The 19542-nt window shown below is 42.7% G+C and carries 18 protein-coding genes; 10 read left to right on the forward strand and 8 right to left on the reverse strand.

Annotation, left to right across the window (positions count from 1 at the left end; genetic code table 11):
- Positions 1-119: 119 nt before the first annotated feature.
- The 5 genes from ACKTT2_RS18505 to ACKTT2_RS18525 all read left to right on the forward strand — a co-directional run bounded on the left by ACKTT2_RS18505 (position 120) and on the right by ACKTT2_RS18525 (position 7404).
- Complete coding sequence (locus tag ACKTT2_RS18505; protein ID WP_407889540.1) at positions 120-470, forward strand: NAD(P)H-quinone oxidoreductase subunit M; 351 nt, start codon at positions 120-122, stop codon at positions 468-470.
- 12 nt (positions 471-482) lie between these two features.
- A complete protein-coding gene (locus ACKTT2_RS18510; protein WP_407889542.1) occupies positions 483-1973 on the forward strand; it encodes an esterase-like activity of phytase family protein in 1491 nt (496 codons plus the stop codon).
- 415 nt (positions 1974-2388) lie between these two features.
- Positions 2389-4731, forward strand: a complete 2343-nt coding sequence (locus ACKTT2_RS18515) for a PP2C family protein-serine/threonine phosphatase (protein ID WP_407889650.1) — start codon at positions 2389-2391, stop codon at positions 4729-4731.
- Between the two features lie 175 nt (positions 4732-4906).
- Complete coding sequence (locus ACKTT2_RS18520) at positions 4907-6493, forward strand: CHAT domain-containing protein (RefSeq protein ID WP_407889544.1); 1587 nt, start codon at positions 4907-4909, stop codon at positions 6491-6493.
- Between the two features lie 263 nt (positions 6494-6756).
- Positions 6757-7404, forward strand: coding sequence for a hypothetical protein (locus tag ACKTT2_RS18525; protein WP_407889547.1), 648 nt, complete (start codon positions 6757-6759; stop codon positions 7402-7404).
- A gap of 37 nt (positions 7405-7441) precedes the next feature.
- Here ACKTT2_RS18525 and ACKTT2_RS18530 read toward each other — a convergent pair whose 3' ends face one another.
- The 5 genes from ACKTT2_RS18530 to ACKTT2_RS18550 all read right to left on the reverse strand — a co-directional run bounded on the left by ACKTT2_RS18530 (position 7442) and on the right by ACKTT2_RS18550 (position 11387).
- Entirely contained in the window at positions 7442-8863 is a 1422-nt protein-coding gene (locus ACKTT2_RS18530; protein ID WP_407889549.1) for a PrsW family glutamic-type intramembrane protease, read from the reverse strand.
- Between the two features lie 311 nt (positions 8864-9174).
- A complete protein-coding gene (locus ACKTT2_RS18535; RefSeq protein ID WP_407889551.1) occupies positions 9175-9777 on the reverse strand; it encodes a DJ-1/PfpI family protein in 603 nt (200 codons plus the stop codon).
- A gap of 123 nt (positions 9778-9900) precedes the next feature.
- A complete protein-coding gene (locus ACKTT2_RS18540; protein WP_407889553.1) occupies positions 9901-10356 on the reverse strand; it encodes a phosphate-starvation-inducible PsiE family protein in 456 nt (151 codons plus the stop codon).
- Between the two features lie 521 nt (positions 10357-10877).
- Entirely contained in the window at positions 10878-11081 is a 204-nt protein-coding gene (locus ACKTT2_RS18545) for a hypothetical protein (RefSeq protein WP_407889555.1), read from the reverse strand.
- Between the two features lie 3 nt (positions 11082-11084).
- A complete protein-coding gene (locus ACKTT2_RS18550; protein WP_407889557.1) occupies positions 11085-11387 on the reverse strand; it encodes a helix-turn-helix domain-containing protein in 303 nt (100 codons plus the stop codon).
- Between the two features lie 170 nt (positions 11388-11557).
- Between ACKTT2_RS18550 and ACKTT2_RS18555 the strand changes: the two genes are divergently transcribed.
- The 4 genes from ACKTT2_RS18555 (at position 11558) to ACKTT2_RS18570 (ending at position 14387) form a co-directional block, all read left to right on the forward strand.
- Positions 11558-12697: an Alr2735 family protein gene (locus ACKTT2_RS18555; protein ID WP_407889559.1), complete on the forward strand. Its 1140-nt coding sequence runs from the start codon at positions 11558-11560 to the stop codon at positions 12695-12697.
- A 594-nt stretch (positions 12698-13291) separates the two neighbouring features.
- Positions 13292-13564, forward strand: coding sequence for a hypothetical protein (locus ACKTT2_RS18560; protein WP_407889561.1), 273 nt, complete (start codon positions 13292-13294; stop codon positions 13562-13564).
- On the forward strand, positions 13564-13767 hold the full coding sequence (locus tag ACKTT2_RS18565; RefSeq protein WP_407889563.1) for a hypothetical protein: 204 nt from the start codon (positions 13564-13566) through the stop codon (positions 13765-13767). The genes ACKTT2_RS18560 and ACKTT2_RS18565 overlap by 1 nt, the downstream gene beginning before the upstream one ends.
- Positions 13768-13994: 227 nt before the next feature.
- Positions 13995-14387: a lysozyme inhibitor LprI family protein gene (locus ACKTT2_RS18570; RefSeq protein ID WP_407889565.1), complete on the forward strand. Its 393-nt coding sequence runs from the start codon at positions 13995-13997 to the stop codon at positions 14385-14387.
- A gap of 120 nt (positions 14388-14507) precedes the next feature.
- On the opposite strand, the gene ACKTT2_RS18575 is transcribed toward ACKTT2_RS18570, so the two are convergent.
- Positions 14508-14777, reverse strand: coding sequence for a phosphotyrosine protein phosphatase (locus ACKTT2_RS18575; RefSeq protein WP_407889567.1), 270 nt, complete (start codon positions 14775-14777; stop codon positions 14508-14510).
- Between the two features lie 185 nt (positions 14778-14962).
- On the opposite strand from ACKTT2_RS18575, the gene ACKTT2_RS18580 reads away from it, so the two are divergent.
- A complete protein-coding gene (locus ACKTT2_RS18580) occupies positions 14963-15256 on the forward strand; it encodes a hypothetical protein (RefSeq protein WP_407889569.1) in 294 nt (97 codons plus the stop codon).
- Between the two features lie 325 nt (positions 15257-15581).
- Here the strand turns inward: ACKTT2_RS18580 and ACKTT2_RS18585 are convergent, their stop codons facing one another.
- Positions 15582-17774, reverse strand: a complete 2193-nt coding sequence (locus ACKTT2_RS18585) for a molybdopterin oxidoreductase family protein (RefSeq protein WP_407889571.1) — start codon at positions 17772-17774, stop codon at positions 15582-15584.
- A 224-nt stretch (positions 17775-17998) separates the two neighbouring features.
- A complete protein-coding gene (locus ACKTT2_RS18590) occupies positions 17999-19513 on the reverse strand; it encodes a NarK family nitrate/nitrite MFS transporter (protein ID WP_407889573.1) in 1515 nt (504 codons plus the stop codon).
- Between the last annotated feature and the right edge of the window lie 29 nt (positions 19514-19542).

Consider the following 19542-nt stretch of genomic DNA (forward strand, 5'->3'; position numbering starts at 1 on the left):
ACTGGTCACTGGTCACTGGTCACTGGTCACTGGTCACTGGTCACTGGTCACTGGTTAGTCAAATCCTAGTTTAAAATAATTGAGAGCGAGACCACCGAATTTAACGACTGAACAGATCCATGGACAATCCAATGCTAGTCAAGTCCACAACTCGGCACATCAGGATTTTTGCTGCTGAGATAGATCCGGATGGAGAGCTGGTTCCCAGCAGTCAGGTTTTAACCCTAGATGTTGACCCAGACAATGAATTTAATTGGAACGAAGATGCTCTCCAAAGAGTGTATCGGAAATTTGATGAATTGGTGGAAACATATAGTGGTGCAGACCTGACAGATTATAACCTACGTCGCATTGGTTCGGATTTGGAACACTTTGTACGAGGTCTTCTGCAAAAAGGCGAAATCAGCTACAGTCTCACCGGACGTGTTGTTAACTACAGCATGGGGCTTCCTCAAGTCGCTACAGAATAGAGGGATTGGGGATTGGCGATTGGCGATTGGCGATTGGCGATTGGCGATTGGCGATTGGCGATTGGCGATTGGCGATTGGCGATTGGCGATTATTATGACCTGTTTCTCTTGTCGTCCCAGTCCTCAGTCCCCAGTCCTCAGTCCCCAGTCCTCAGTCCCCAGTCCCCATCCCCAATGCCCAAAATTCTCAGATTTGTAATTGTCCTGTTAGTATTACAGCCTGCATGGATATTTGTTGTTTTGCTTCACTCTTCGGCAAATGCGGCTGAACTTATAGGACGTGCGATTTTGAGTGCTGATACTTTTGCTCCAGGACCGACGACGGGTTTGTTTAAGAAAACGAACCGCACGACTCCTTTTGTTAATGCACAACCAGTACAGGGTTTTTCAGCAGCGATCGCTCATGTCAAAAAAGGGGTATATCAAGTCATTTCAGATAACGGTTTTGGAGCCAAAGCAAATTCTCCCGACTACGTGTTGCGTATGTATGCTGTGGAACCCAATTTCTCCACAGGTAAAGTTTTTCCCGTTAATATACAAACAGGCGAAAGACTTCAAAGCTTTAATCGTCAGAGTTTTATAGAACTCAATGACAGAAATAGAAAAGTTAACTTCTCTATTGTTGCCGATTTAACGTCGTATCCCGGCAGTACAAATTTAGTTAGTTCAGTTATCAAAGATAATCGCTTGCTAACTGGGGGAGATTTTGACATTGAGTCTTTCCGGCAAATTAACGACGGTACTTTCTGGATTGGAGATGAGTTCGGTCCGTTTTTGTTACACGTGGGAAAAAATGGAGAACTCTTAGACTCGCCGATTCCTTTGCCCATGTTTTTGAAAAATGATAAGTTAAATTTTGTAAAATCTCCAGACCATCCCGATTTTACGAATCTATCTGATGAGAAAGCACGAGTGGCTGCTGCTACCCTTCCTGGTTCCAGGGGGTTTGAAGGTTTGGCGAGCGATAGTAGCGGGACAAAACTTTATGCGATGTTAGAAGGGGCATTAGTGCAAGAGCCGCAAAAAAAACGCTTGTCGATCTATGAATTCGATCTGGCTAGCAAACAGTATACTGGGAGAATTTTTCCTTATCTTTTGGAAAATTCCAGTCACGCCATAGGAGAACTGACAGCTATAAACGATGTGGAATTTATTGTTATAGAACGGGATAACGCTCAAGGAGATCCTAATAAACCAGTATTTAAAACACCTGCTCAATTCAAACGCATTTACAAAATCAATATTACGAAAATGAACAAAGAAGGATTTGTAGAGAAAGAGTTATTAGTAGATTTCTTAAAAATTCGAGACCCTAAAGGAATCGGTGGTGAAGACACTGTAAATGGTATATTTACATTTCCCTTTGTGACTATCGAAACTGTGCTACCCATAGACGACACAACATTGTTAGTCGTAAATGACAATAATTATGCTGATACCAAGGGTCGGAATCCCGATCGGATAGATAACACAGAATTTATCTTAATCAAACTTGACAAGTAAGCTTGTTAATTTTTGATGAAGCTTATTGAATTGGTATCATTTGCTGAAGAAAATTTAGATAAACTTTCGTTAAGATGACTTACCACAGAAATGCTAAGGTTTTGATAATCTAGTAACAATAGCTTAATATCTTGATATTTTTCAACCTACAATCATCACTGGAGAGGTGTCGAAATTAACTTTATGCCTCAGACAACAGGGGTTATGCGAGTAAACTCAGTTCATATTATTGCATACAGTCATGCAGACAGGGTACCTATTCCCATAGTTGGGCAAATTTTTCAGAACACTTTGCACCCTAGTTTTGTCCATAAGTTAAAATCGCGATCCAAAATTGGATATATCAAAAGTGGTAAAAAGTACCGCTATATATGCTGTTGAGAAAATGCCAATAGAGCCGATCGGTGCGAAGACTATGGAAAATGACGCGGCAATGGTCTGCCCAAATGAATCCTGTCAGACTCCAAACTCCCTGACATCAAAGTTCTGCCAAAAATGCTGTACGCTACTGCCTAAGCGCTATCTTTGGGTAGTAGCAGATGATACAAGCTGGGCTCAGCCAAAAGAGTTACTAGCCGATCGCTATTTAGTCATCAGCAAATCGGTTCTTTTGGACACTAAGCCTGGATTACCACCTCACACACCAGATGTAGAAAGTGTACCGGCAGTTAGACCATACTTAAGATTATTTCCCTATAGATTATACGTCCCTCAAGTGTATGGAGTCTTACAAAGAGAAGGAACGCCAAATCAAGAAATCTTACTGCTAGAAAAACCACCACTGTATATTAAAGATACAGCTGATTTGGATGTGCAATTAGAAAGCGAGCTGGTTGCGGCTTGGCAAAATGCAACATCAATGCGCCAACTGAATTGGTTGTGGCAAATAGCTCATTTATGGCAACCCTTAGCTAGCGAGGGCGTAGCCTCAAGTTTACTGACTCCATTCGTGCTGAGAGCAGAAGGTCCGTTGGTAAGGTTACTAGAACTGCGCCATGACAAAAAGACCCCCAGTTTGTCAGAATTAGGGCAATTTTGGCAACAGCAATTGCTCCACAAAGTAAAACCAGCGCTCGCGGAATTTTTCAAGGAAGTCATTCGCTCTTTAATATCCCAAGAGATAAAATCGGGAGAGCAACTCGTTGCTGTTTTAGACAAAGGGCTAGCAGAAGTTGGCAAGTGGCAAAAACCCACAATCAAAATTTCCACAAAAAGCGACATCGGACCCAATCGTCCGCGAAACGAAGATGCTTGCTACCCACCGAGTGGAACAGTTGTCAGCAAACCACCACAACAAACAGCAATCGCGATCGTTTGCGATGGGATTGGCGGACACGAGGGAGGAAGTGTAGCATCCAATTTGGCAATTGAAACAATCCACCAGCAGATGCACGATCTGGTCAATATTCCTCCCGACCACATCAGCCCCGCCAGCCTGCTAGAAGATTTAGAACGAGCAGCAGCAGTCGCTAACGACAAAATTAGCCAACGAAATGACAGCGAACACCGACAAGGGCGTCAGCGCATGGGTACAACCCTAGTGATGGCATTGCCTGTAGCTCACGAAATGTACATTGCTCACGTTGGTGACAGCCGCGCTTATTGGATTACACGAGCTGGCTGCTACCAAGTAACGCTAGACGATGATGTTGCTTCGCGAGAAGTGCGATTGGGCTATGCTACATACCGAGATGCCGTACAACAGGGAGCATCAGGCTCATTGGTACAAGCTTTAGGCATGAGTGCCAGCAGTTCGCTACATCCAACAGCCCAACGGTTTATTATTGATGAAGATAGCGTTTTCTTATTGTGTTCGGATGGGTTGAGCGATTTTGACCGTGTAGAGCAGTACTGGGAAACAGAAATTTTACCAATTTTAGATAGGAATTTGGATATAGCCACTGCGACAGAGAAATTAGTAGAAATCGCCAACAATCAAAATGGACACGATAATGTCACGATTGCTCTAGTCCACTGTCAAGTTCAATACTCAGAGCCACAATCGGCGATTAAACCCACAAGCGTAGACCTCTCTACCATGGGAGTCCACAGTCGCCCAACTGTTTTGCCACAAGAGCGCGATCGCAATCAAAAAACTGAAGTAGCAACTGCCGAGCAGCCTCCTTCATTTAATATTTCACCACATTTGATAGTTCTGCCAATACTACTCTCAGTCGCTGCTTTATTAGGGTTACTGGCATGGCAGCAAAATTGGTTGTCTCTTCTTGCAGGAAAAGTAAACATATCCACACCAGGGGAACCATTGTCTTCTGACTCCAACAGCTCCCTAGATAATGCAACAGTTATTGTGACCAACCGCCAAGAATCTTTTAGGACAAATACACAGCCACAGAGGAATATATCGATTCCCGCTGGCAGTATTTTGCTAGAAATTCCGCCACCCGCAACAACGAACAATCCAGTAGCTCGAGGTTCTACGTTAGTTTATCTAAAAGTTTGTTCTGTTGGGGGAACATCGGATTTGTCAAATTCAGAACCATTACCAGCCGATCCCGATATAGTGGCGAACTCCCCATCCCCACGTCCGAAAAATCCTCTTTTGAAAGGGCAAACCATCAAAATTGATGCCTCCAAATATAAAGATTTAAATTTTCCCAAAGCGACACTAACTGACAAGAAACAATGCCAGCCTCAGTCATCCAAAGCAAAAGCATCCCCGACTGGAGATCTACCAGATGAAACGAAAGCTCCTGTACCTACCGCGTCTGTTCGACCAAAACCAACTACAGGTAATTAGAATTCAACAGAACAGTAGCGCTGAGTCAAAAAATCGATAAACTGGTAGAAGCCTGAAAAATAAGGGTAATAACTTTAGATAAAAAACTTGAAAGGCATTCAGAAATTGCCTTTTAAAATTGTTATTTGAAATTATTGGACTTGACCTGTTTAGATTAACTAAGATAAACGAATCCATGCCATCTTTAAACCTGGCGATCGCCCGCCTCGTTAGTACCGGCACCGACAGTTTTGCCATTTGGGTGGTAAATGCTCCCAACCCAAGTGGCTATGTTTTGCGCGACTGTCTGTGGCCTCCTGTTCTCTCGCAAGCGTGGCAAGAGTGGCAGGCGATGTTTTCCGGTCATAGTCGCTTGGATATTTCCCCAGGAACAACACCGCCACCAAAAACTCCACTTCCTCTAGAGGGGATGACACTGCCAAGCGGTCAAAGTGCCAGTTACAGCAGTCGTTTGATGCAATTCTTGGGCATTAACTTATGGAGTTGGGTGTTTGACGGAGCTATTCTCAATAGCTTTGAACATAGTCGTGGTTTGGCAGCAGGTCAACATACCAGGCTGCACGTCCGGTTGGAAATTCGCGACCCGGATTTGATTGCCTTGCCTTGGGAAATTATGCAGCGAGAAGCAGGTCAATCAGCTATTTCACTTTCGCAACAAATACTCTTTAGCCGCACCACCAGTCAAGTTGAAGCTCTACCATATTTAAAAGCCGATCAAGCTCTTAACATACTTTTAGTTTTAGGTCAAGATGAAAAGCTAGAATTGGAAAAGGAAGCAGCCATTCTAGAACAAACCCTTTCTAATGGTTCTCTCATAGGTAGTCATTACAGTGGCTTTGCACCTTGTATGGTGACAACACTCCTGCAACCAACTCCCCAAGAGTTGATACAAAAACTAGAAACAAGAGCATACAATATCTTGTTTTATGCAGGACACGGGTTACCAGGACCAGATGGAGGATTGCTTTTTTTACAACGACAACCAGATTTAACTCTCAATGGTATGGAGTTGGCACAGGTTCTCAATAGTACAGGAGTAAAATTAGCAGTTTTTAATTCCTGTTGGGGAGCGCAACCCGCTCAAAGCGATCGCCGAGCTATTCCTTACAGCAGTCTAGCAGAAGTCCTCATCCGTCAAGGGGTACCAGCTGTGTTGGCAATGCGCGATGAAATCGCAGACCGCGAAAGTCACACCTTCATTCAAGCATTTGCCCATGCACTGCGATCGCGAAAACTCATTGATGAAGCCGTTGCTGAAGCCAGACAACAATTGCTAACCATATACAAATTTAATCAACCCGCTTGGACTTTACCAGTACTTTACCTACATCCAGACTACAATGGCGAACTCATTAGAAGTTTTGACGAAAGTATTACAGAACTTCCAGAAACTTCTATCCCCGGTATAGCTTCTCTGCTTCCCAATGCTTCTTTGCGATCTCTTTCTCCGGGAGGAAAAAGTTGGTCGCTGCGACCGGGAGTGACTCGTATCGGTCGTACCACAGAAAATGATATTGTAATACCAGAACCTTCGGTTTCTAAAAGGCACGCCGAAATTTTGAGTCGTAATACTTTTACAGGTGCTACCCCAGTACGGACGTATTATCTGCAAGATTTATCCACCTACGGTACAACTTGGATTCTACGTGCCAATGGTTGGCAACAAATCCACCGTCAGGAAGTCCCTTTACAATCCGGGATGCAGTTAAAGTTTGGAAGTACCAAAAGTCAACCTTGGGAATTTACGATTGACAATACTTAAACTCAATGTGAAGTAAGTAAGTCAGCACAATTAAAGTTAACTTACATATTTTCAGTACAGCCAATCACAGGAAAATTCCACAACCGCTCGTGCAAATGTTTTTTCCCAGTCCCCAATCACTAATCCCCAGTCCCCATTCTCAACACAGCATCATTTGCCGGAAAAAAATTCATTTTTTGGTAAATGCTAATTCCTTTTGCGGAAAACACACTGAGGCAGCTGTAGCTCTCATTAACACAACAAAACAACAAGGAAGGCGACAAATGGTTAACAATATCAACGGATCTAACACTTTCAAAACTTCTCAAGTAGAATTAGAACTCCTCCATACACTCCTAGAAGATGAAGATGATACATATCCTTGGAACCCATGTGACGAACAATCAGATGACTACTATTTGCAACTAGAACAGCAGTTCCAAATGGAGGATGTCCTCGATGAAGAACTAGCAATGCGTTCAAAAACTTTTTATAAAAAATTAGATACACTCTGGTCTGGCTTATTTAATACAGAAGACTACAAACATAATACAAAAATTGCCTTTCTGTCAGAACTTCAACAAACTTTACAAGCAAGTTTTGCTAATCGCGTACCTCAAGACTGGCTCAAGAGCATTGCCCAAAAAGCAACCGAGATATTTAATTCCCAACAAACCATTGGCGAACAACTCGTACAATGCGTTCAAACTGTATTACCTCAATGGGATTCTGACGATTTATTTGTTATGGCACGTCCTCTAGCATTTGCAATGAGAAGCGGCGAAACTCAAACTGAAGATTCTGTAATTGATATGGTTGGCAATCGCGAATGGACACAACTCGCGGAAGTAGAAAAAGCCAAAGTTAGTATGGCGATCGCGTATTATGCAATTGGTCAACTCAACAGCATTTCAGTGACCAGTGACCAGTAACCAGTGACCGCTAAGTCGGTTGGCTAAGAGAAGAGTATTATTTTCCGAGAAAACGTGTAGCAAAGTTTTGCGATCGAGTTGGTGACAGTGCGCGAGCTTTAAGAATTGCTGCCATTAAGAAGGCATAAGACAGCACCCCAACAACGACTAATAGAAAACCATTGAGCACGCCTGTTGCATTCCATAAAGCGTGCAATCCAGATGCAGTTAAATAACCAACGAGTAAAATTTGCCAACTTTTAGAGGGTTTGAGAACTGCCAATCCAATAAAGTATCCAAAATAACCGCTATAAGCCATATGTCCGGCAATAGAACCGAGAATCCTTGGAATCAGTAGTTGTAAACCTACGAGTTGACCGGCATCTTGTCCTGATTCTTCTAGAAAAGTTTGAGTAATTTGAGGCACGTATTGTCTGAGAGTTTCTGTCATAGTGAAACCAACAGCTGAAGCTGTCCCCAGTAAAATCCCATCAAGAGGTTCTGAAACACCTACTCTCTCGCGCCATGGTGAAGGTAAAACTTTGCCAATAAAATACGCTCCAAAAATTGGGATTGCTTTGAGCAACTCTTCCATCAAGCCAGCACCAAAAAACATTCGTACTAGCAATTCTGTAAAAGTGACAGATTCTTGTTCTGTTGGCAGATTACCAGGTAAGATACTGCGAAATACAAATATAAATAAATCTAATATAGGAGTTCCCAAATTTCTCAAGGGATATCCCAAAACTTGTGCAGTCGTTAATGACGAAAGCATCAATACCCACCAAGGCTTTTGCTTACCACACAACTGGTAAATAAAGTAGTAAGCAACAAAAGCGATGTAAGTTGCTACGACTTTTTGGTTCATGTTGTTTGGTTGACCGACAGTCGCAAACATCAATACCACGAATACAACCGTGATGATTCCGGGTATGAGATAAGCTTTACGAGTCAGATCTTTACCAGTAGAAATAATAGGAAACAGTTGCGTGAAACTAAGATAGTCTTGGCTTGATGGCGGACTAGGAGGGTTGTAATGAGTCGTTGGCGATTGGTGTTGACTAGCAGGAGGAAGCGGGCTTGCACTTGTTTGAAAAACGACTGTCGATGGGTAGTTAAGTTCGTACTCAAAAAAGAATTCCGGACCGTCTGGTCCCAATGTGATCCGGTCTCCCGACATCAATTGCTGGCAACCCTGCAGCCGTTGTCCGTTAAGATAAGTACCGTTAGCACTATTTAGATCGCAGATAACCCAGTTACATTCTGTATCTGGAGATGAAGAGAGAGGACGAACAACTGCATGGCGACGGGATACCATGCGATAGGTCATGGCATCTAGAACAAGCTGGCAACTTGGGTCTCGTCCAATCACTACTTCTTGGGTGGGAAATAGCGAGTGTTGAACTTCTGACACAAAAGCAGCTCCCTTGCCAGTTACTTGCCGCAGAATTGCTTTCTGTCTTGCATTTTTGCCTGTCATCGAGGAGTTACAGGGTATTTTAATCTATTATCTAAAATAATTCGGCAGTAAAACGAAATTATATCCACATGAATACCAAAAATTCTAAATACAATTTGGCTTACTTCATACAAAGATACTTACCATTAAGTAAGTCATGAAAATTAAAGTGAACTAGTTAGGAGCGTCATTGGTTATTTGTGAGTGAGTAGGTAGGGCTAAAGCCCACCATTCACTATTGGTGGGCTTTAGCCCTACCTACGTGTAATGGTAGTCTTATAACAGTAAGGGAGTAGTCAGGAGCGTTATCGATCGTTTATAAGAGTTTCAACCTAATCCACAGATACGAGTTCTAAATGCTCGACTTTTGTACCCAAAACCTTAAGAAATGCCGCTAACCAACGTGGATGAGCGGGCCAAGCTGGGGCTGTCACTAAATTACCATCAACAACTACTTCATCAACTGGGACATTTACGTAAGTCCCACCAGCAAGGCGTACATCCGGGCTGCAAGCTGGGTATGCAGTGCAATTCTTACCTTGTAAAACATCAGCCGCCGCTAATAACTGTAAACCGTGACAGATAGCAGCAATGGGTTTATTTGTTTCAGCAAAGTGACGGGTGATGGCGATCGCCATAGAATTGAGGCGAACATACTCCGGTGCGCGTCCTCCAGGAATGACCAAGGCATCATACGTGCTAGGATCTACTTCTGCAAAAGTGGCATTTAAGGTAAAGTTATGACCGGGTTTTTCACTGTAAGTTTGGTCTCCTTCAAAATCATGAACAGCCGTCCTAACTTTCTCACCAGCTTTCTTATCGGGGCAAACTGCATGAACCACGTGTCCCACCATTTGCAATGCTTGGAAGGGAACCATTACCTCGTAGTCCTCCACGTAGTCTCCCACTAGCATCAGAAGTTTTTTGGCTGCCATTGTCGGTTTCCCCTGTGTCTGTGTTATTTGTCAATACTATGCTAAATTACATTTAACTGACAACTTGACAAATTGCTCAATCTCTTGCAGGGTATGCATCCTGTTCGCCCAAGTTATGCAGGTTTAATTTCTCTGCTTATTGCTGGCACGAATTATCCAATAACTGATAGACAAAGCCAGAACAGCAAGTCCCAAACCTATAATATCGATACCCGTAACTTTTTCTAAATCGAGAATAATAATCTTTCTGGATACGGCAATTAAAGAAGTCACAATAACTAATTCAACTTGAAAAACGTGCTTCCGAAGATAAGCAGTGATATTCTCTAAAATTTCTAAAGCAATTAAAATATTTAAGAATAACCCAAATATCTTAAATAATGTAGTATTAAACTTTCCGTAAGGAGTATCAAATAGTTCTTTGATAAGAAATACAGCCAAATCTCCAATTGCTACCAGAACAACTACTACCATTAAAAGAGACAAAGCTTTAGAAACTAGCACCTCTATATCTTCAATGAAGTGCATAAAGCTCTCATCTCTTAACGCTTCTTTGATCCGTTTAATAGTTCTCCTCATGTACAGTACCTATTTATATGTGGGGTAAGCTTTAGCGCAGCAATGGTGTATGGTCAGTATTGCCTACTCCATGGTTGTGAAAATTTTATAAAAAATTTAGGATTCCTCTAAGATTCTACGTTGTGTTTTGTCAAAAGCGATCGCAATGCTGACAACTAATCAGCAATGTTATTCATAGAAATAGTTGATGGCAAGACTGCTGAAATTCGTATAGCATCGCTTCAACGGGTGGAAACCAGATCCCCCTCACCTCGATCTGGTGTCAAGGCTTGTGAATGGCTTTGAGCGAGGCTCCGCCTCCCGATAGCCCATAGTGAAGCAGAGCCTCGTAGTCTGCATTCCCAGGCTCCGCCTGAGAACGAGAGACGAGAGAGTATTGAGTTAGAGGTGTTAACTCCCATTTGCAACTTTATATCCTAAAACCGGAAAAGGTGTTGGGAGCGTGAGGTGTACTCGTGTAAGAAACACCCCAGCCACCGCCAAATACAAAGGTATCAGACCCAGCACCACCAACTAAGGTATCAACAACCGAAGTATCCAATTCTTGAAAAGCACCAATCAGGCGATCGCACATTACCACCAGAAAGGTAGTCACTGCCAGTACTTCCGTACAGAGCGTCGTTGCCATCCCCACCATAAAGCTGGTCGTTGCCCGCGCCGCCTAGAATGTAGTAATGTAACCATGAATGTGTTTGCCCAACGGTCGATAGAAATGTCAAATCCATAAACTAACTCTCCTTGCCCTCCTTTGGAACAACTTCAAACAACTCACCCATTCCACACCCAAAAAAATCACATAAAACTGCTAAAGTATCGGCATCATAGCGCTTTGCAATGTTCTCGCACAGTCCTCTAATAGCTGCATTTGTAAGCCCTGTTACCTGAGCCAGTGCAGATCTCGTCATGCCTTGAGCATCAATTAAATCTTGCAAGCGGCAACGAATTTTTACTTTAGACTGCTGCACGGCTCTTCTTTCGTCTCTTTTTGTAAATTTGGGTGGAACGGGAGGGTTCATTAGTACTGCTGTCATACAAAAATCCTTCGTTCCTATTGTCGATTACTAATTTAACATTTTTTTTGATTAATTGTTAAGCCGTTTTAGCGATTAATCGGTAAAATAGAGAAAATGACAAAGGCGATTGCCTGTTCTACTAAGAAGTACGCGATCGCCTTTCAAACAACATATAACTATCTCTTATCATGCCACAACTACAAGCTTTTGCACCAGATGCACAAATTTCTGCTCAACGAGAATTCAACCAATACATCTTCGCCCAAGCCAATGTCATAGCGCCAGAAGCCCCTAGTGATTCTTTTGATAATCTCGCTAGGGCCAGTCAAGATATCCTGACTCATGCCATAATGCTTGCCCAACAAAAGGAGCACTTATCTAAAAAAGAGTATAAAAAATTGCTTAAAAAGTACGGATGGAAAAATGAAGACCGAAAGTATTTGAAAGTAGCTGAAGCCTTCAAGCACTTTGCTGCTCGAGATTTAGCCCAAATCGAGCCAGCAACACTTTTCCGTTTGGCAAATAATCCTCAAAAATATCAAAGCGTTATCGACCAACTGCTATCTGCACCAGAAATTAATCAATCTACCGTGCGGGAACTCATTGCTCAGCAGCGACAACCTAAGGAACCAAAACCAGAACAACCGAGCATCTGGCGACGGACGAAGAATGGGGGGCGTTACTGCCAAATACCACCAATTCACGAAACTGACGATCGCACTGGAACGACCTTGCAAAAGATGATAGATGAGGAAGGGTTGACCGCACAGCAAATTATTGCTGAAGCAGTAGCTCTAAGACAAGCGTACAAGGAAGGGCGGTTGGTGTTGGTGGAGAGTACTGAGCCATCTGATGAAGAAGTTTGGGTTGAGGACTTTAACACGGACGCTCACACTGAGGTGAATGAGGAAAATACGGAAGGTGAATGGACTTTCGAGCCAGAACCGGAAAAAGATGATTTTATGGAAGATGATGATGCCGTCGTTGAACCCGAACTAGAACACAGTACCCAGTCTCCCGTTGAGTTGTTAATTGAAACGTTTCAAACTGCCAACACTTGGGAAGAAATAAGAGTTGCTGTGGATGTTTGTGAAGATTACAAGCAAGAGGCATGGTCGGCTCTAACACCCGTGGAGAAGAAGCGCTTAAGAGGGTTGATGCCAATTGAGGTGAAGAAACTGTCAGAGGCAAAGAAGGCAGGTTTGATTGTTAGTTTTAAAGAATTGAGAGAAGGAGTTTATCAGGTGCGACGAATGGGGAACTTGTTGGGGGAAGTGGTGAGTGCATCGAGGTTGGATGCTTTTTTAAGGCGGTTGCAAGCTGAATAGGAACGCGGCTAAAAAATTTATAATTCTTAATTTTTGACTTCAATGACAAATGGCCAACATCGCTGTAGTAACGATAAAGCATGAATTGTACCAACGCTAGCCATGGCTCAAGCTTATGACCATAAGAAGTAGTGGTAAGTGCATCAAGGTTGGATGCTTTTTTGGCACAATTGAGAAGCAACGGGCAAAGCTTTGCTCTAAGCTGAAACAAAAGTAAAGATGAAGACGATAATAATTGCAACTATTCGTTCGATCGTACATATTTATTCGGCGGTAAAAAATTGACCCGATCTGGAATTAAAAATTAGCGTTTTTGCATGACTCGACAGTCTTGTTTGGATTTTCATTGTAAATCTTACAGCGCTTAGCATCCAAATGAGGTACACCCCCCTTTCATCCCCCCAAGGTATCGGGGGGACAGAGGGGGGTAATTTTTGTACCTCACCAAGTTGAAATTTGCTGTAATATTTCCAGTGGACAATATAGTTGTATGAAAAATCGCATCATTGTAATTCCAATTCCAATTAGCATTTGTAATAAGATGATTTGTTAGCGTATAGAATGAAAGTAAAATAAACCAAAATCAACAAACCTATGCCTTCCCCTACTTTCAGTGATGAAGAAATTGTTCAACGTGGCAAAGAGATTTACGAGAAGCAAATCCGTACCCACGTAGAAACAACAGAAAACATTGGTAAAATTATTTCGATTGATGTTGAATCAGGTGATTACGAAATTGATGATGATTTGCTGACAACGTGTCGTCGCTTGCAGGTTCGACATAATAACGCTGTCCTCTGGACAGAGAGAATTGAATTTAACGCGGTTTATGCAATTGGTGGCACGTTGACAAGGACGACATCGTAATGCATGGAACTGTTGTCGGACTTCAGGCAAGAATCAATATTATTCTCCGTTCTTCAGGGCGATCGGATGTAGAAATAGAGTGCGTTGTCGATACTGGTTTTGAAGGAACTTTAACCTTACCACCTCACATCATTGCATATTCCTCTATTGAAGAAAAACTGTATTTATATTCTAAACGATCTCTCAAGATACACTCTCAGTAAATCTCACTGACTGTGAATCCTGGCTATTGTTGTTTTTTCCCAAGCTTCTCTTGATGCTTAGTTTACTCTTGCTCAGCAACTTTCCGAAAATCTATATAAGCTGAAAAAATTTGCTGTAGACACTCTGCTGGATTTACATCAGGGGCGATCTCGCTCTCCAAAGTATAAAACTTGTATGGAAGATTATAGTTTTATCGTTGAAACCGAACTAGAACAAGGAGCGTTTTATGCTGAACCAGATAGTTGTTGCTGTTTTACTTTTTTCGGCAGTAGCGCAGGCTGCTCCTGTCAATAAAGTTGACTATCGACAGATGTACAGCACGTGCTTGAAAGCGGCTGGTGTTACGAATAATAGTTCAGTGGAGCAATGTTCGCGCCAAACGTTTAAGGCAACGGATCTGGAAATGAATCGCCTCTACGATAAAATTTATCGCCAAATTGTATCTCGGCAGGCAGAAGACGCAAAAAAGTTTGAACTTTCGCAAAAGTTTTGGTTGAGCTATCGAGATACTCATTGCAAATTGGCTGGAGCTTATGTTGGTTCGCCAATGTACTCATACTGTCCAATGCAGTTAAATATTTCACGGGTTGCTGAATTAAGAGAGTTTGCTGGAGAGTGATGGAGGCTCACTCGTCATGAGAGTTTTTTGAGCAAGCGTTCGCCCGATCGCGATTGTGCCGTGCCACTACAAATGAGCAGCAGCTCCTCAAGCAGTGAATGCAATTATTGAATGCTGAGGCTAAAAGGTTCCAAGCAATGGAAACACTTTTTTCTTCAACAACTCCACCAGAGCAGGGTCTATATACTCGTACTCATCAGGAATATCCAGACAAATTACTCGCTTGTTCTTAAGCCAAGGTTGAAATTTGTTTGATAGTTTTCTACTATGGGACTTTTCCATCACAAAAATAATATCTGCCCACTGAATTGCTTCACTGCATAAAGGGATTTCTGCTTCCCGATCCAATCCGGCTGATTCTACTTCTAATCCTTCATATTCACAGAACACTGCTTCGGCTGTCGGACTACGTAAACGATTCTAGCTACAAATAAATAGTAATTTTTTCATTAAATAATTTTAAGACTATTTCATAGTATCTCAAAAAGTGCAATGCTACTCTTAAATAGAACTGGGAAATTGCGATCGCCACGTTCAGCAACAGTGCCGCAGACATTCCCTTTGCCCTGCTCTATTTGCTTGAGCAAGATGGCAAGCATTTACATCAATGTGGAACAACGGGATGGGAGCAAGACTGGTTTGCCCTGTCTGAAAGGATTGATTTAAGTGCTTTAGAGGAACTGGAGAAATTTCCGTTTCCCCAAGCCATTCATACTAAGAAGATTGAGCAAGTCAATGCATTAGCAAGCTACTTTAATCTGTCCAGTCCTGGATTAGAGACGCAACTGCCTGAGACTGCTTTGGTTCTGCCTTACGGCGCTTGGGTGAGAGAATTTCTAGAAACTTGGGCAAAATCTCGAATTACTTAAGGAAACCCAAATTTTACCTAACCTTACCTAACTTTACCTAACTTTTAGCTGTACTGCCCACACCCGATCGCACTCTACAATATCTATAAATTATAAGACCGCACCACTTTTTAAGCAGTGCGGTCTGGTTTACTATAAAGAGTTTTAAATTAGATTTAATTGAGGCTTCACTTGTTATCAGTTAACCTCGGTTTTATTTGTCTGTAAAAAACTACAACACCAAATTCCACCATTCCAGATTTGGCTTAAACATTTCTGAATTAGGCCCTGTTCCAACTGTTGCCTTGGGTTTCTTTGCACCGGAATGAAGAACTTTACGTTGCAACTACAAGTTTGCAGATTGGTGCGATGGCTGAAGTTGATAACTAGCGACTGTTAGATCGACAGTCACTGGAACGATCTGTACTGCACAAGCTTTTAACTCTGGTTGTAAGGAGTCAGGGCAAGATTCTGGATGAGTCAGAGCATTGGCTTCGGCATTATCCGCCCACAATGCACCCCAGTGCATGGGAACGAAGACTGTACCGGGTGCGATCGCACGAGTCACTTTCACTGGAAATTTGGCTTTGCCACGACGCGATCGCACTTCAACAAATTGATTATCGCTTACGTGGAGAGTCGCTGCATCGCGAGGATGAATCTCAATAAACGGTTCGGGATGCATTTGACGAGTTTTTTCAATCCGACCTGTACGGGTTTGGGTATGCCAGTGTCCGTAAAGCCTTCCGGTTGTTAATACAAAAGGATAATTCGGATCTGGGGGTTCTGCCAAACCTCGCGAATGATATGCTCCAAATCGGGCGCGTCCATCTGGGGTAGGGAAACGTAAATCGGTGTAGAGCCTTTTGGAAGGAGTAGGGTTAGTACTAGAACATGGCCATTGAAGTGGACCGTCCGCTTGAAGTCGTTCGTGACTGATAGCTGTCATATCACAAGGGCGATCGCAAGTCAATTTGACAAACTCAGAATAAACTTCACTTGAGTTAGCAAAAGCAAACTCTTTCTTGAAGCCTAGCCTACGTCCAACTTCTGCAAAAATTTCCCAATCTGCTTTGGCTTGTCCCGGTGGCTGACGAAATGCCGCACATAAAGTGACTCTCCGTTCGGAATTGGTCATGACACCAGTTTTCTCACTCCACTGAGCAGCTGGTAACAAGACATGAGCATAAGCTGCAGTTTCTGTTGGATAGTAAGCGTCCTGGTAAACAGTGAAAGGCGATCGCAATAAGGCTGCTTTTGTTCGCTCTAAATCTGGCATACTCACAGCTGGATTGGTAGCAGCAATCCACAATAGCCCGACCACACCATTTTCCAACCCAGTTATCATATCCCAAGCTGTTAAACCGGGTGTTGGAGAAATTCGTCCTGATGGAAGTCCCCACAGTTCCTCAACTTCTGCTCGGTGTTGAGGATTTTTCACCAATCGATAACCCGGTAATAAATGCGCTAAACCTCCCGCTTCGCGCCCCCCCATTGCGTTGGGTTGACCTGTCAGAGAAAACGGTCCCGCCCCTGGCTTACCAATTTGACCTGTCATTAAGTGGAGGTTAATAATTGTTCTAACCTTAGCCGTTCCTTCAGAGGATTGGTTCACACCCATTGACCACAAAGACAGAACTCTCTGAGATTCACCCCAGTAACGCGCTGCTGTTTCTAAATCTTCAACACTAATCCCGCATTGATGAGAAACGATTTCTGGGGAATAATGGCGAATCACTTCTGCGTATGAAGGAAAGTTACTCGTACAATCTTCTATAAATCCGGGATCGATATAGCCCCAACGCATCAATAAATGAGCAATTCCGTTCAATAAGTCGATATCTGTTCCTGGGCGAATCGCTAAATGTAAGTCGGCGGCTTCTGCTGTTGGAGTGCGACGCGGATCGACTACAACCATCTTGACTTTGCGATTCTTTTTGTGGTACTTCTCTAGCCTGTTGAAAATAATGGGGTGGCATTCAGCTGTATTAGTGCCAATTAAAAATGCACAGTCAGTTAATTCTAAATCTTCGTAACAACAGGGAGGACCATCCGAACCAAAGCTTTGAATGTACCCAGCTACCGCACTGGACATACATAAGCGGGAGTTAGCATCCAAGTTATTGCTCCCCAAACATCCTTTTAAAAGTTTTTGGGCAATGTAGTAGTCTTCGGTTTGAAACTGACCGGAACCATACATACAAATAGCTTCTGGTCCTTGAGTGAAGCGTACTGTTTGAATGCGTTTGACGATGAGATCGAATGCTTCATCCCAGGTAGCACGACGAAACTTTTGGTCTAATGATTCTCGCACCATTGGGTAGTGGAGTCTATTTTTATCTAAGGATTCTGCTATGGTGGCTCCTTTAACACATACCATTCCCTGGCTTGATGGGTGTGCTTTATCTCCTCGCACTCGCCACGTAGGATTTCCTTGGCTATCTCTATTAGTTGATTTCCCAAGTTGTGCTGGTGGTGATACTTCTAATCCACAGCCAACACCACAGTAAGGACAAAGAGTTTTGGTAAATTCAGTCATGATAAAAATGAAAATGAACGCTGACGCACGCAGATGGAGTCTACTTATGTTTTCATAAAGTGTATGTTTATATACACTCTATGAAGCCCATCTGCTGGCGGTAAGATAGTACCAATTTGAACAAAGAATGGGACAGATGGTTGGTTGAAATCAAGTCTAGACATGACTTTCTCAATCCAAAATCTAAAATCCACTCATGGTATAACTTCGTTCGTGAAGGGATTTTATTCTTTTGCTAAAGTTCCGGGATTGTGGGCAGTATTTTGAGTTTCTCTCTCTGGAGATTCTCCTTCATAAGCAGCAGCAAAGGAGCCTTTTGGTTCTTTTAAGAAGAACGCACACAGACAAGCGCATATCATCGCTGCTATACCCATTGTGGCAAATAGTGTTGATGGGTTGGTTAAACTGTAAATCGTGAGATAAACTACGCCACCAAAATTACCGTATGCTCCTACATTGCCAGCAATTTGTCCAGTAGCTTCTTTTTTAATCAAGGGGACAATACCGTAGGTTGCACCGCATCCTGCTTGGGCAAAGTATGCTGCAAACATTGTAGCTGCGATCGCAAGTGGTAAAGGCCAACTGCTGTTGATGGAGTGTGCCATCAAATATCCTACAGCAATGCCAACACTAATAAAAGTCATCGTCCATTTGCGAGAGCCAAATTTATCGGAAATTAACCCTCCACTAGGACGAGAAATCAAGTTTAAGAAGGGATAACTAGCAGCTATCATTCCTGCAACTACGTGCTCTAAACCAAAGGTTCTTTCAAAAAATGCAGGGAGCATGGAAACAGCCGCAAGTTCGGAACCAAAGTTTGTAACGTAAGTAAATTCAAGTAAAGCTACTTGACTAAATTGATACCTTTGTGAAGGAGCGTAAGTTTTCTTACCAGCAAGAAGCTCTTTATTCACTTGCCAAGCTTTGTAAGTTTGGTATGCAAATAATCCACCTAAGAGCACCCAAATCATATACATTTGAGCTTGATTGAAAAAGTGAATATTCTTTTGTGTCAAACGCCAAGCAAGTAAACCCAAGGCAAAAATCAAACCAAAATTTGAGAGAATCATTGCCCAGAAGCTTTTCACACTGGTCACTTCTAGAGCACCATTCTTCTTAGGAGTCTTATAGACTTTACCGGGAGGCGTATCTTGGACACTGTTGTAATAGATTGCGCCATAGATAGCAGCGACAATACCTGTTAGGGCGATCGTAAAGCGCCAGTTAGAAGCACCACCAGTCATAAAGCTAGCAGCAACAGCAATCAGAGGTAAGCTAAACTCTGCCCCAAAAGCTCCAAAGTTACCCCAACCACCATAAATACCTTGAGCAATTCCAATCTCTTTAGGAGGGAACCATTCCGACACCATCCGAATACCCACAACAAAGCCTGCACCAACAATACCCATCAGTAGGCGGCTAATAACGAGATGGTGAAAATTCTGTGAGAATGCAGTTGCAAGACAAGGAACAGCCGCAAACATCAGCAGCATTGTGTAGGTAATTTTAGGACCAAAACGATCCAGAAGCATACCAATAATAATGCGTGCTGGAATTGTCAGAGCAAGGTTACAGATACCCAACGTTTTAATTTGCTCTGGTGCAAGATGAAGTTCCTTTCCAATAGTTGTAGCAAAGGGAGCAAAGTTAAACCAACAAACAAAAGTCAGAAAGAAAGCAAACCAAGTTTGGTGTAGGATGCGGTAACGCCCTTGAAACGAAAATAATCCTTTCAGCATGGTAAGAAAATTGTTATGAAAAGTTCTTA

The organism is Scytonema hankhaensis NUACC26, from assembly GCF_045865695.1.
Taxonomy (GTDB): domain Bacteria; phylum Cyanobacteriota; class Cyanobacteriia; order Cyanobacteriales; family Nostocaceae; genus Scytonema.

Coding starts and splice junctions, on each gene's coding strand:
- ACKTT2_RS18505 (WP_407889540.1), top strand. CDS start 120: ATGGACAATCCAATGCTAGTCAAGTCCACAACTCGGCACATCAGGATT.
- ACKTT2_RS18515 (WP_407889650.1), top strand. CDS start 2,389: ATGGAAAATGACGCGGCAATGGTCTGCCCAAATGAATCCTGTCAGACT.
- ACKTT2_RS18520 (WP_407889544.1), top strand. CDS start 4,907: ATGCCATCTTTAAACCTGGCGATCGCCCGCCTCGTTAGTACCGGCACC.
- ACKTT2_RS18525 (WP_407889547.1), top strand. CDS start 6,757: ATGGTTAACAATATCAACGGATCTAACACTTTCAAAACTTCTCAAGTA.
- ACKTT2_RS18530 (WP_407889549.1), bottom strand. CDS start 8,863: ATGACAGGCAAAAATGCAAGACAGAAAGCAATTCTGCGGCAAGTAACT.
- ACKTT2_RS18535 (WP_407889551.1), bottom strand. CDS start 9,777: ATGGCAGCCAAAAAACTTCTGATGCTAGTGGGAGACTACGTGGAGGAC.
- ACKTT2_RS18540 (WP_407889553.1), bottom strand. CDS start 10,356: ATGAGGAGAACTATTAAACGGATCAAAGAAGCGTTAAGAGATGAGAGC.
- ACKTT2_RS18545 (WP_407889555.1), bottom strand. CDS start 11,081: ATGGATTTGACATTTCTATCGACCGTTGGGCAAACACATTCATGGTTA.
- ACKTT2_RS18550 (WP_407889557.1), bottom strand. CDS start 11,387: ATGACAGCAGTACTAATGAACCCTCCCGTTCCACCCAAATTTACAAAA.
- ACKTT2_RS18555 (WP_407889559.1), top strand. CDS start 11,558: ATGCCACAACTACAAGCTTTTGCACCAGATGCACAAATTTCTGCTCAA.
- ACKTT2_RS18560 (WP_407889561.1), top strand. CDS start 13,292: ATGCCTTCCCCTACTTTCAGTGATGAAGAAATTGTTCAACGTGGCAAA.
- ACKTT2_RS18565 (WP_407889563.1), top strand. CDS start 13,564: ATGCATGGAACTGTTGTCGGACTTCAGGCAAGAATCAATATTATTCTC.
- ACKTT2_RS18570 (WP_407889565.1), top strand. CDS start 13,995: ATGCTGAACCAGATAGTTGTTGCTGTTTTACTTTTTTCGGCAGTAGCG.
- ACKTT2_RS18585 (WP_407889571.1), bottom strand. CDS start 17,774: ATGACTGAATTTACCAAAACTCTTTGTCCTTACTGTGGTGTTGGCTGT.
- ACKTT2_RS18590 (WP_407889573.1), bottom strand. CDS start 19,513: ATGCTGAAAGGATTATTTTCGTTTCAAGGGCGTTACCGCATCCTACAC.